9 protein-coding genes and 1 pseudogene are annotated in these 11,982 nt (G+C 69.7%); 2 read left to right on the top strand and 8 right to left on the bottom strand.

The genetic code is table 11. The features are described 5' to 3' along the window. Positions 1-57: 57 nt before the first annotated feature. The gene (locus ACN28I_RS08045; RefSeq protein ID WP_420941511.1) at positions 58-798 is read right to left on the bottom strand and encodes a hypothetical protein; all 741 of its coding nucleotides are present in this window, start codon (positions 796-798) and stop codon (positions 58-60) included. A gap of 155 nt (positions 799-953) precedes the next feature. On the opposite strand from ACN28I_RS08045, the gene carB reads away from it, so the two are divergent. Together carB and dacB are read left to right on the top strand one after the other, a co-directional pair. Continuing rightward, entirely contained in the window at positions 954-4,181 is a 3,228-nt protein-coding gene (carB, locus tag ACN28I_RS08040) for a carbamoyl-phosphate synthase large subunit (RefSeq protein ID WP_420941510.1), read from the top strand. 57 nt (positions 4,182-4,238) lie between these two features. After that, entirely contained in the window at positions 4,239-5,747 is a 1,509-nt protein-coding gene (dacB, locus tag ACN28I_RS08035) for a D-alanyl-D-alanine carboxypeptidase/D-alanyl-D-alanine endopeptidase (protein ID WP_420941509.1), read from the top strand. A 27-nt stretch (positions 5,748-5,774) separates the two neighbouring features. On the opposite strand, the gene ACN28I_RS08030 is transcribed toward dacB, so the two are convergent. The 7 genes and pseudogenes from ACN28I_RS08030 to argR all read right to left on the bottom strand — a co-directional run bounded on the left by ACN28I_RS08030 (position 5,775) and on the right by argR (position 11,967). Further along, entirely contained in the window at positions 5,775-6,245 is a 471-nt protein-coding gene (locus ACN28I_RS08030; RefSeq protein ID WP_420941508.1) for a sensor histidine kinase, read from the bottom strand. A 715-nt stretch (positions 6,246-6,960) separates the two neighbouring features. Beyond that, positions 6,961-7,353 (bottom strand): annotated as a pseudogene (locus ACN28I_RS08025) (PAS domain-containing protein); the annotation flags it as partial. Between the two features lie 193 nt (positions 7,354-7,546). Then, positions 7,547-8,305, bottom strand: coding sequence for a glutathione S-transferase family protein (locus ACN28I_RS08020; protein ID WP_420941507.1), 759 nt, complete (start codon positions 8,303-8,305; stop codon positions 7,547-7,549). Between the two features lie 48 nt (positions 8,306-8,353). Further along, on the bottom strand, positions 8,354-9,004 hold the full coding sequence (locus ACN28I_RS08015) for an SGNH/GDSL hydrolase family protein (RefSeq protein WP_420941506.1): 651 nt from the start codon (positions 9,002-9,004) through the stop codon (positions 8,354-8,356). Positions 9,005-9,137: 133 nt separating this feature from the next. Further along, positions 9,138-10,043: an ornithine carbamoyltransferase gene (argF, locus tag ACN28I_RS08010; RefSeq protein WP_420941505.1), complete on the bottom strand. Its 906-nt coding sequence runs from the start codon at positions 10,041-10,043 to the stop codon at positions 9,138-9,140. Next, entirely contained in the window at positions 10,040-11,485 is a 1,446-nt protein-coding gene (gene argH, locus ACN28I_RS08005) for an argininosuccinate lyase (protein ID WP_420941504.1), read from the bottom strand. Before argH ends, argF begins: the two co-directional genes overlap by 4 nt. Continuing rightward, complete coding sequence (argR, locus tag ACN28I_RS08000) at positions 11,482-11,967, bottom strand: arginine repressor (RefSeq protein ID WP_420941503.1); 486 nt, start codon at positions 11,965-11,967, stop codon at positions 11,482-11,484. Before argR ends, argH begins: the two co-directional genes overlap by 4 nt. Positions 11,968-11,982 lie beyond the last annotated feature (15 nt).

The following is an 11,982-nucleotide window of genomic DNA, read 5'->3' as shown; positions in this document are numbered from 1 at the left end:
TAAGAGGGGGCGCTCCTCCTTCGATGGCCGAGAGCCCCGAAGTTTCCTCTCCTACATTCAGTCCGTGTACGCGAACGCGCGCCAGCCATCACCGGCCTGCCGGTACAGGATGACCGCCGCGCGCCCTGAGAGGTTGGCCACCGCGGCGTACACCTCGGTGCCGCGCGGGACGATGGCGCCGAGCCGCGCGGGCGGCTTGCCGTACTTCTTCTCCATCTCCGCGTAGGGCAGGACCTCGATGTCGTAGAGGGTGACGAGGTCCGTCCGCTTGTTGCGGAGCTCCTTCACCCAGGTGACCACGAGCGTCTCGGGTGCGTCGAACCTCCGCTCCTCGAGCTGGAAGGGGAAGGCGAGCATCGGCACGGTGCTGCGCACGTCCCCCGTCAGCAGATAACTGAGCAGGTAGCGGGCCTCGTCGCGCAACCCTTCCTGGATGCTTCCGGGCTCGGGCGCGGGGGCCGGAGCCGCGGGAGCCGCGGGGGCCTGGGCCGTAGGGGCGGGAGCCGGAACCGGAGCTGGCGCCTGGGGAGCGGGTGCCTGGGCGGCGGGGGCGGGGGCCCCGGCGGCGGCCTCCTGCCGGGCGCGGCGGCGGACCGGCTTCTCGGCGGCGGGAGCCGGCTCCCCGGCGGGGGGCACCTGCTCGGCGGCCGGAGCGGGGGCCTGCTCGGCGGCGGGGGCGGGCACAGGGGCGGGAGCCGGCTCGGCGGCCGGGGCGGCTGCGGCGGGAGCTTCCTGGGCCTCCTGGGCGAGGGCAGGAGCGGCGAGGGAGAGGAGCAGGGCCAGGGACCAGCGACGCATGAAACCTCCGGAAAACGGAGCGCAGCCTAGCAGAGCGCCCGGCCGCCTGGGATCGACCTCCCTGCCGCCGGGCAGGCCTCGGCTTTCCACCCCCCGCTACCCGTTTCACACGATTGGTGCAAGCGGGGGCGAACGTTGCTATTGGCCCCCCCTCGATGCCCAAGCGTACCGATATCCGGAAGGTTCTCGTCATTGGCTCCGGTCCGATCGTCATCGGCCAGGCCGTCGAGTTCGACTACTCAGGGACCCAGGCCATCAAGGCGCTGCGGGAAGAGGGCGTCGAAGTCGTCCTCTTGAACAGCAACCCGGCGACGGTGATGACCGACCCGGAGTTCGCCCACCGTACATACATCGAGCCCATCACGGTCGAGGTCGCCGAGCGGATCATCGCCCAGGAGCGCCCCGACTCCGTGCTCCCCACCATGGGTGGCCAGACGGCGCTCAACCTGGCCAAGGCGCTCGCCGAGCAGGGCATCCTCGAGAAGTACGGGGTGAGGCTCATCGGCGCCTCGCTGGAGGCCATCAACAAAGCCGAGGACCGGCTGCTCTTCAAGCAGGCGATGGAGCGCATCGGCGTGGCGCTGCCCAAGAGCGGCTACGCCACCACCATGGAGCAGGCCCTCGCCCTGACCGAGGAGATCGGCTTCCCGGCCATCATCCGGCCCTCCTTCACCCTGGGTGGAACCGGCGGTGGCATCGCGTACAACCGCGAGGAGTACGAGGCCATCTGCCGCTCCGGCCTCAAGGCCAGCCCCACCAGCACCATCCTCATCGAGGAGAGCGTGCTCGGCTGGAAGGAGTACGAGCTGGAAGTGGTCCGCGACTCGGCGGACAACGTCATCATCGTCTGCTCCATCGAGAACCTGGACCCGATGGGCGTGCACACGGGTGACTCCATCACCGTGGCCCCGGCCCAGACGCTCACGGACCGCGAGTACCAGCGGCTGCGCGAGGCCTCCATGCGCATCATCCGGGAGATCGGCGTCGACACGGGTGGCTCCAACATCCAGTTCGGCGTCAACCCGCACGATGGGCGCATCGTGGTCATCGAGATGAACCCGCGCGTGTCGCGCTCCAGCGCGCTGGCCTCGAAGGCCACGGGCTACCCCATCGCGAAGATCGCCGCGAAGCTGGCCCTGGGCTACACGCTGGACGAGCTGCGCAACGACATCACCCGCGACACCCCGGCCTCCTTCGAGCCCACGCTGGACTACGTGGTGGTGAAGGTGCCGCGCTTCAACTTCGAGAAGTTCCCCCACGCCAACCGCACCCTCACCACCAGCATGCGCGCGGTGGGCGAGGTGATGGCCATCGGCCGCACCTTCCGCGAGGCGTACCTCAAGGCGATGCGCTCCATGGAGTCCGGCCGCACCGGCCTGGAGTCCCCCGAGCTGCCGGAGGACAAGGACGAGCGGCGCAAGGTGCTGCGCGACCACGTGCGCGTGCCCCGGCCCGAGCGGCCTGGCTACCTGGTGCAGGCCTTCCGCGAGGGTATGTCGGTGGAGGAGGTGCACGAGCTGTCCTCCATCGACCCGTGGTTCCTGCGCCACATCCAGGCGCTGGTGCACGAAGCGAAGCAACTCCAGGAGTTCGGCAAGCTGGAGAATGTGCCGGACGCGGTGCTGCGCGCGGCGAAGTCGGACGGTTTCGCGGACAAGTATCTGGCGCAGCTCCTGGGCTGCACCGAGGCCGAGGTGCGGGCCCGCCGGCACGAGAAGGGCATCCGGCCCGTGTACAAGCGGGTGGACACCTGCGCGGCCGAGTTCGAGGCCTACACGCCCTACCTCTACTCCACGTACGAGGAGGAGGACGAGGCGCCCCCCACCGAGCGCCAGAAGGTGCTCATCCTGGGCAGCGGCCCCATCCGGATCGGCCAGGGCATCGAGTTCGACTACTGCTGCGTGCACGCGGCCTTCGCGCTGCGCGAGGCCGGGTACGAGACGGTGATGGTCAACTGCAACCCGGAGACGGTGTCCACGGACTACGACACGTCGGACCGCCTGTACTTCGAGCCGCTCACCATCGAGGACGTGCTGGAGGTGTCGCAGCGCGAGAAGCCGGTGGGCGCCATCGTGCAGTTCGGCGGGCAGACGCCGCTGCGCCTGTCGGTGCCGCTGGAGAAGGCGGGGCTGCCGATTCTGGGCACGCCGCCGGACGCGATCGACCGGGCCGAGGACCGTGAGCGCTTCGCGCAGCTCATCGAGAAGCTGGGGCTGATGCAGCCGGAGAACGGCGTGGCGCGCAGCCATGAGGAGGCCTACCGCGTGGCCGAGCGCATCGGCTACCCGGTGATGGTGCGGCCCTCGTACGTGCTGGGCGGCCGGGCGATGGAGGTCGTGTACGACCAGCAGAGCCTGGAGCGGTACATGCGCGAGGCGGTGAGCGCATCGCCGGAGCACCCGGTGTTGATCGACCGCTTCCTGAAGGATGCCACCGAGGTGGATCTGGATCTGGTGGCGGACAAGACGGGCGCGGTGCTGGTGGGCGGGGTGCTGGAGCACGTGGAGGAGGCGGGAGTGCACTCGGGAGACGCGGCGTGCACGCTGCCGCCGCACTCGCTGTCGCCGGACCTGGTGGAGCGGATGAAGGATCAGGCGATGGCCCTGGCGAAGGAGCTGGGCGTGGTGGGCCTGATGAACGTGCAGTTCGCCATCCAGGGCAAGACGATCTACGTGCTGGAGGTGAACCCGCGGGCGAGCCGCACGGTGCCGTTCATCTCGAAGGCCACGGGTGTGGCGCTGGCGAAGATCGCCTCGCTGTGCATGGTGGGCAAGACGCTGGCGGAGCTGGGCGCCACCCAGGAGCCCGAGTTCCGGCACGTGGCGGTGAAGGAGTCGGTGTTCCCGTTCGCGCGCTTCGCCGGGGTGGACGTCATCCTCGGGCCCGAGATGAAGTCCACGGGCGAGGTGATGGGCATCGCGGACGACTACGCGTCGGCGTTCGCGAAGAGCCAGCAGGCGGCGGGCGTGAAGCTGCCGAGGAGCGGCAAGGTCTTCATCTCGGTGAAGAACGACGACAAGCCGGCGGTGGTGGATCTGGCGAGGCGGTTGCGCTCGCTGGGGTTCCAGATCGTGGCGACGGGCGGCACGCACCAGTACCTGTCGACGAAGGGCATCGACACGCAGAAGGTGCTGAAGGTGCAGGAAGGCCGGCCGCACATCGTGGACAAGATCGTGGACGGGCAGATCGTCCTGGTGATCAACACGACGTTCGGCAAGCAGGAGATCGCGGACAGCTTCTCCATCCGCCGCGAGTCGCTGATGCACAGCGTGCCGTACTACACGACGGTGCAGGCGGCGCGGATGGCGGTGGGGGCGCTGGAGTCACTGCTGCGCAAGGAGCAGACGGTGCGTCCGCTCCAGGACTACCTCGCCAGGAAGTAGGGGAGGCGCGGAACCCGAGCGTCGACACCCCGGGGAGGGGAACGGTAGCGTGAGACCATGCGCCGTTCCCCCCTCGCGACGCTCCTGTTGGCGGCCCTCGTCCTGCCGGCCTGTCTCCCCCGTGCGACGACGGCCCGTCCACCTCCAGCGCCGTCACTGACCACGGTGGCGGATGCCCTCTTCGCGTCCGTCGAGAGCGAGGGCACGCTGGCCAGTGTCTTCATGGTGGACGCGGCGACGGGGGCTCCCCTCTACGCGCGCCACGAGCACGTGCGCCTGCTGCCCGCGTCGACGATGAAGGTGGTGTCCACGTCCGCGGCGCTCGCCGCGTTCGGTGCGGACTACCGCTTCCGCACGCCCGTGCGGCTCGAGGGCACACAGCTCGGCAGCCTCTTCCTCGGGGATCTCGTGGTGGAGGCCTCGGGAGACCCGTCGCTGGGCTCGTGGCGCTTCCCCGAGACGGCCGTGGCCTGCGAGCAGCTCGCCGAGGCCTTCCACTCACGAGGCATCCGGCAATGGCTCGGGGCGGTGAGGGTGCTCAACGCCGACGAGGGGCCCTATGGCCTGTTCGGCCCCGGCTGGGCCTGGGACGACGCGGCCTACGCCTACAGCGCGGCCCCCACCCCCTTCGTCTTCCGCGAGAACGTGGTGGACCTGTCGCTGGAGCGTCCCGAGGGACATGACTGCAAGTCGCAGCCCTGGCGGCCCCTCGTGGTGCGCTACAGCCCGGCCTTCGATGCGCCTCCGCCCGTCGTGTACCTCGAGCCGAACGCCCAGCGGGCCGGGGTCGGTTGCGTGCGCGAGCGGGGCAGCGGGCGCATCCGTTGCGTGTGGCGCTCGACAGCGGAGCAGTGCCCGCGCAAGGCGACGATGCGCGTGGCCATCGACGAGCCACAATCCCTCTTCACCTCGTGCATGGAGGAGGCCCTGGCCGTGCGAGGCATCTGGCGTGTCGCGACCGCGCCGCGGACGGCCTCCGTGCCCTCGGCCACCACGAGCGAGCCGCTCCTGGAGTTCGTCAGCCCCTCGCTGGCCGAGTTGGTGAAGGTGACGAACAAGGAGTCGCTCAACCTCTACGCGGAGCGGCTCGGCCTGCGCTTCACCCGCGAGCGCACGGGCACCGAGAGCTACCCCGCGCTGCGCGACGCCATGACGCAGGAGCTCACGCGCCGGGGCATCTCCTCGCGTCTGCTGCGGGCGGCGGATGGCAGCGGGCTGTCGCGCTACAACGTGGCCACCGCGCGAGGGCTGGTGGGCGTCATCTACACCAGCCTGAAGGAGCCGTACGCCGCCGCGCTGCTGGAGAGCCTGCCCATCGCGGGCGTGGACGGCACGCTGGCGAACATCGCGGCCTCCAACGGAGCGAAGGGGCTCATCCGCGCCAAGACGGGGACGCTCTCGGGGCAGAAGGCCTTCGTGGGCATCGCCGAGCGCCCCAATGACCCGGAGCACCCGCGCGTCGTCTTCGCGCTGATGCTGGGCAACATCGACGAGCAGCCCGCGCTCACCGCGAACCAGGTGTTCGAGCACTTCGCCGAGGCGATGGTGTCCCTGCCCCTGCGCTGAGCCCCCTGGAACGAGACCGTTCCCCGGCTACTGACGGAGGCCCACCCTGCTGGCGCCAGGGGCTTCCGTGAAGTGATCGGCCACGGTGGGCAGGAGGACGCGGAAGGTGGTCCCCACGCCCACGGTGCTCTCCACGGACAGCTCCCCTCCGAGCGCGCGAATGATTTCGTGGCTGATGGGCAGTCCCAGGCCGGTGCCTTCCCCCGCGGGCTTGGTGGTGAAGAAGGGCTCGAAGATGCGCTCGAGGTTCTCGGGGGAGATGCCACAGCCGGTGTCTCGCACCTCCACCACCGCCGAGCCGTCCTGGACGCGCGTCGTCAACCGGATCTCCCCACCTGTCTGGGGCATGGCCTGCGCGGCGTTGACCAGCAGGTTGACGAAGACCTGGGCGAGCTGCACGGCATTGCCCTGCACCTGGGGCAGCTCGCCGTAGTCGCGCACGAGTCGCGCCCGGCTGCACACCTTGCCCCGGATCAGATGGAGCGAGGTCTCCAGCACCTCGTGGAGATCCACCGGGTGGGAGGAGACCGGATCTCCGCGCGACAGCGACTGGAGGCTTCTGGACGATGAGGCGCATGCGCTCGACTCCCTCGCGGGCCTCGGCGACCGCCTCCAGCAGCTCGTTCCGGATGTCCTCCGGCTGCTCCAGCTCGCGCAGCTCGGTCTGGATGAAGCCGAGGTTGCTGGAGACGAACGCGAGCGGGTTGTTGATCTCATGGGCCACGCCCGCGGCGAGCATCCCGATGGAGGCCATCCGCTCGTTGAGCCGCAGGCGGGCCTCGCTCTCGCGCTGCTCGGTGATGTCCCGGACCGTGACGGCCAGACAGTCACCCACGGCTCTCAACTCGCGGCGGAACCAGCGGCGCCCGCTCCCGGGCATCTCCTGGAGCACTTCCTCCGTCTGCGGCTTGCCCGTCCGCCAGAACTCCTCGCACGCCGAGGGCGGCGCGATGAAGGCCGCATGCGGGAACTCGGAGAGGACGTGCCCCTTGGCCTCGCGCGCGCGGCAGCCCAGCAGGACCTCGGCATGGGTGTTGAGGTGCAAGACGCGCATTCCCTCGGACTCGCCCCGGAGGATGAAGAAGGCGTCGAAGCTGCCGCTGACCGCCAACCGGAAGAGGGCCTCGTTGCGGCGCCGGGCCTCATCGCCGCGCAACTGGGAGGACAAATCCCGGGCAATGCCAAACAGCCCCATCAACTGGCCATCCTCACCCCGGAGGACGCCCTTGGTGGAAAACCACTCGCGCTGCGCCCCCGCCATCCGCTCGCTCATCTCGGAATGCAGCACCCGTCCGGCGAGCAGCACCTGCCGGTCGAACTCCATGGTGGCCTCCGCTTCCCCCGGGGACACCAGTTCGTCGTCCTTGTGGCCGAGCACCTCCTCCACGGAGTGACCGAGGTAGCGCGCCCCGGCGCTGTTGATGAAGGTGTAGCGGCCCTGGAGATCCTTGGTGAAGACCGCATCCGGCGAATGCTCGGCGAGGTGCAGGAAGAGCTCCCGGTAGGGCAGCCCGAGCGGTGGGACCGCCTCCCCGCTCACCGGGGCCGGGCCAGGGCCCTGAGAACGCCCCGAGACGGCGTCACCCGACACGCTGATTTCTGGCATGGCAATCCCCCCGGATACCTTCATCTTCAAGCAATTGATGTATTGCTGGAAAGTTCCGGCGGAAGCCTCGCCCGCACGTCCGTTGACAACTCCACCTTGCGCATGCCGTCTGGCCAACAGCCGGCGTTCAACCCTTACGAAATCCGGCTCCAATCCGTCACCGGCAGGAGCCCGAGGAACAACGCATCCGCACTCATGGCTTCGCTTTGGGGTCTACCGGAGCGGGGCGGCGTTCGGTGTAGAGCTGGTCCCTCCAGCGGATCAGATCCGCGAACCGCTCGGCGAGGGCCGGGTGCGTCCAGGCCTTCCTCCGGCCCGGCCCCAGCGGGATGAAGAGCTCGTCCACGGGCTGGATGAACTGGAGGGTCAGTGCCATGGCGATGTCCGCGTACGAGAACGTGCCGATGAGGAATCGTCCTCCCTGGAGCGCCGCACGCAGCCGCTCGAGACCGGGCACGACCGTGGCGAGCACGGCCGCCTCCGGGTCCGGCGCCGCCTCGTGCTTGGTGGCCAGGAAGCTCGCCGCCATCCGCGCCATGGGCGTCAGCCGGCCCCGCGCGAACCCGGGGATGAACGGGGGCAGGCTCTCGGCCTGGGCCTCGGGGAACTGCATGAGCCGCTGCACCATGTACGCGCGCCCCACGCGGAGGATCGCGTCACTGAGCTGCTCCCATTGCTCGATCTCCGGGAGCGAAGCCGCGGGGAAGAGGGGAGCACCCTTGCCCTCACGCTCGGCCCGCTGCGCGATCGCGTAGGAGCCCATCGTGGCGCCCGAGTCCTCCACCAGGAGCGGGACGGTGCCGCGTTGACCGCGAGGCGCATGGAGACGCAGGCGCAGCTCGCCCACGAGCGGAATGTGTTCGCGGTACTGGTACGGCAGGCGATGGTGATCCAGCGCCCAGCGTGCCTTCTCGGTCCAACCGGAGTAGCCCAATCCCACCAGGGTTCTCATGACCGAGGACTCTCCTCGGAGTCCGGTCCCGTGGCAACAAGTGAAGCGTCAGGGCGCCGCTTCGGCTCCGGCGGGAAGGAGCTTCACCAGCTCCCTCCAGTAGCAACGCCGCACCTCGGAGGCGCCGCGCAGGCTGGGCTCGATGGTGGAGGTGAACCAGGAGGCCTCGCCCCGGAGGAAGTGCCCATGCAGGTCGATGAGGGTACTGCCATGCTCCGAAGCAAGCCCGGCGATGAGGTCGTTGATCCGCCGGTGATTCCCTCGGGCCCGCTCCACCGGCACGCCGGTGAAGTTGTGGCGATCGTCCCCCATCGTGGGGTCGTACACGTTCGCGATGAACACCGGGCGGATGGGCAAGGCCGTGAGGAAGGCGGAGAGCTTGCGCCGGAACTCGTCGAAGCCCGGGCCCGTGTCCATGAGCAGGCCCTGGAGGAGATCGTTCCCGCCCACCGAGACGAGCGCCACCGCCTTGCCGGGGTCGCGCACCCCGCGGAGCTGCCGCGCAAGGGAGTTCACCGTCCCCCCATCCTGCGCGAGCTGTTCGAGCCGCCCACCGCCGAAGGCGCTCAGGTCCTGGCCTCGGAACTCCGGGAAGAGGTCGTCCCGGTTGCGCACCAGCAGCTCGCCGGGCGAGACGCCGTACCGGTTGTAGTGTCCGCAGTCGAGAACCGAGTCGCCGAAGGTGAATACCGTGAGCATCCGTTGTCTCCGTCCCGCTGTCCTCCCCCAAGACTGGGGTGGGGGAGGGCAGCGGGCAACGCTCACGCCGCATACTGGCTTGGGCAGCACGCCAGCGGGCTGGGTCCGGGGGAGCCCGGGAGCCGGGACACCCTCAGCCCAGGATGAGCTGCTCCAGCAGGGCCTTCTGGACGTGCATCCGGTTCTCCGCCTCGTCCCAGACCGCCGACTGCGTCCCGTCGAGCACGCCGTCGGTGATCTCCTCGCCCCGGTGCGCCGGCAGGCAGTGCAGCACGATGGCTCCCGGGTTCGCCTTCGCCATCAGCGCCTCGTTGAGCTGGTAGTCGTGCAGCTCCTTCTTGCGCCTGGCCGACTCGGCCTCCTGGCCCATGCTCGTCCACACGTCCGTCACCACCACGTCCGCCCCACGCACCGCCTCGGTGGCGTCCGCCGTCACGTGCACCCGCGCTCCCGCCTGCGCCAGCAGCTCCGCCGACGGCCGGTACCCCTCCGGACACCCCAGCCGCAGGTTGAACCCGAAGAAGCGCGTCGCCTCCACGAACGAGCGGCCCATGTTGCTCGCGCAGTCGCCCACGAAGGCAATCGTCCTGCCCTTCACGCTCCCCAGCCGCTCCTCCACCGTGAACAGGTCCGCCAGCACCTGCACCGGGTGCCCGCCCTCGGACAGGCCGTTGATCACCGGCACCTGCGAGGCCTTCGCGAACGCCGTCAGCCGGTCGTCCCCGAAGGTGCGGAACATGATGCAGTCCGCGTAGCCGGAGATGACCCGCGCCGTGTCCTCGATCGTCTCGCCGCGCGCGATCTGGCTGCTGCCCGCGGTGATCGTCGTCACCGTGCCGCCCAGCTGGTACATCGCCGCCTCGAACGACAGGTGCGTGCGCGTCGAGGACTTCTCGAACACCAGCACCAGATGCCGCCCGGCCAGCGACGTCACCACTTCCTTGCGCTTGCGGCTCGCCTTGAGCGCGTGCGTCCGCTTGAAGAGGGCCTGGTACTCGGCCTCGGTGCGGTCAGCCAGGGTGAGGAAATCGCGCTTCACAGTGCTGCCTCCTGCAAGGAATCGAAGAGGGCCGCGAGCCGGGGGACGGCATCCGCCATCGCCCGCGCCCGAGCCGCGTGGGACTTCAGCTCCGCAATCTGCTTCTCCACCGACGCCGGTCCGGTTCCTCCGGCGTTGGCCTTGCGCTCCACCGCGCGCCGAGGATCCGCGCTCTTCAGCACCTCGGCGTCGAAGCGCGGGTCCACCGACTGTGCCAGCTCCAGCGTCACCTTGGCCAGCGGCAATCCACGCTCCTGGCACGCCCGCACCAGCGCTCCCACCGCCTTGTACGCCGTGCGGAAGGGAATCCCCTTCATCGCCAGCGCCTCGGCCACGTCCGTGGCCTGCATGTAGTCCGACTCCACCGCCGCGAAGCACCGCTCCTTGTCGAAGTGCACCTTGCCCAGCGCCAGGTTCAGCATGGACAGCACGCTCGTCAGCAGCGGCCCCGTCTCCAGCAGCACCTGCCGGTCCTCCTGCAAGTCCCGGCTGTACCCGCCCGGCAGCCCCTTCACCAGCACCGCCAGGGTGTTGAGGTTGCCCACCGCCCGCCCGGCCTTGCCGCGGATCAGCTCGAAGACGTCCGGGTTGCGCTTCTGCGGCATCATGCTCGAGCCGCACGCAATCTCCCCATCCAGCTTCACGAAGCCGAACTCGGGCGAGGCGAAGTCGTAGAAGTCCGTGGCCACCCGGCTCGCGTGCAGCAGCGAGCGCATGGCCGTGTACGCGAAGTCCATGGCGAAGTCGCGATCGCCCACCGTGTCCAGCCCGTTCATCGTCATGCGGGGGAAGCGCAGCAGCTCGCGCGTCACCTCGCGGTCGATGGGCAGCGACGTGCCGCCAATGGCTCCCACGCCCAGCGGCAGCACGTCCACCTGCTCCAGCACGAAGCCGAGTGCGTCCACGTCCCGGGTGAACATGGCCCCGTATCCGCACAGCAGGTACGCCAGCGAGATGGGCTGCGCCCGCTGCCGGTGGGTGTACGAGGGCAGCAGCGTCTCGCGCTCCGCCTCGGCCCGGGCGGCCAGGCCCTCCAGCAGCTTCGCCAGCACGCCGAGCACCTCGGCCACCTTCTCGCGCACGTGCAGGCGCAGGTCCAACGCGACCTGATCATTGCGCGAGCGCGCGGTGTGCAGCAGGCCCGCGCGCTCCCCGAGGACGCGGGTGATCTCCGCCTCCACGGCCATGTGCACGTCCTCCTCGTCGGCCAGGACGAGCGTGCCGGCCTGGGCGCCCTTCCAGATGGCCACGAGCTGCTCACGGATGGCGCGCGCGTCCTCCGAGGGGATGAGGCGGGTGCGCGACAGCATGGTGAGGTGGGCCATGCTGCCGACCAGATCCTCGGTGAGCAGCGCCTTGTCGAGCGCCAGCGAGCTGGTGAAAGCCAGCACCTCCGGGTGGAGGCCGAGCCCGCCGGAGGCGGCCGTCTTGGCAATCGTCACGGGGTTTCTTCCTTTCCAAAGAGGGACTTCAACTTCCGGTTCAGTGTGCGGGTGGACTTGCCCCGGGCCGGGGCGGCGAAGATGGTGTCATCTCCGGCGATGGTCCCCAGGCTCTCGGGCAGCCGGGCCTGATCGATGGCCGAGGCCACCACGGGCGCGGAGCCCGGGCGGGTGCGGACCACCACCAACATCTCGTTGTCCTCCACCGAGAGGACCATCTCCGCGAGCTCGCGCAGCCGGTCCTCGCCCGAGGGAGGAGGGGCCTCCTCCAGCCCGTACACCGTGCCGCCCTGGGGCAGCGACACGCGCATGGCGCCGAGCTGGGCCAGATCCCTGGACAGCGTGGCCTGGGTGACGTCGAAGCCCTCTTGCGCCAGGCGCTGTCCCAGCTCGTCCTGGGTGGACACCTTGTGCGCGCGGATGATGCGGCGGATGGCCTCCTGCCGCGCCGCCTTGTCTCCGTTGCTGCGAAGCGGACTCACGTTCAAGGTCCTCAC

Origin of the sequence: Archangium gephyra (assembly GCF_049060025.1) — a bacterium.
Taxonomy (GTDB): domain Bacteria; phylum Myxococcota; class Myxococcia; order Myxococcales; family Myxococcaceae; genus Archangium; species Archangium gephyra_A.
This window is presented reverse-complemented; position numbering and strand designations above follow the sequence as displayed.

Bases quoted from the DNA above. Each gene is read 5' to 3' on its own strand.
- ACN28I_RS08045 (WP_420941511.1), bottom strand. From the start codon at position 798: ATGCGTCGCTGGTCCCTGGCCCTGCTCCTCTCCCTCGCCGCTCCTGCC.
- carB (WP_420941510.1), top strand. From the start codon at position 954: ATGCCCAAGCGTACCGATATCCGGAAGGTTCTCGTCATTGGCTCCGGT.
- dacB (WP_420941509.1), top strand. From the start codon at position 4,239: ATGCGCCGTTCCCCCCTCGCGACGCTCCTGTTGGCGGCCCTCGTCCTG.
- ACN28I_RS08020 (WP_420941507.1), bottom strand. From the start codon at position 8,305: ATGAGAACCCTGGTGGGATTGGGCTACTCCGGTTGGACCGAGAAGGCA.
- ACN28I_RS08015 (WP_420941506.1), bottom strand. From the start codon at position 9,004: ATGCTCACGGTATTCACCTTCGGCGACTCGGTTCTCGACTGCGGACAC.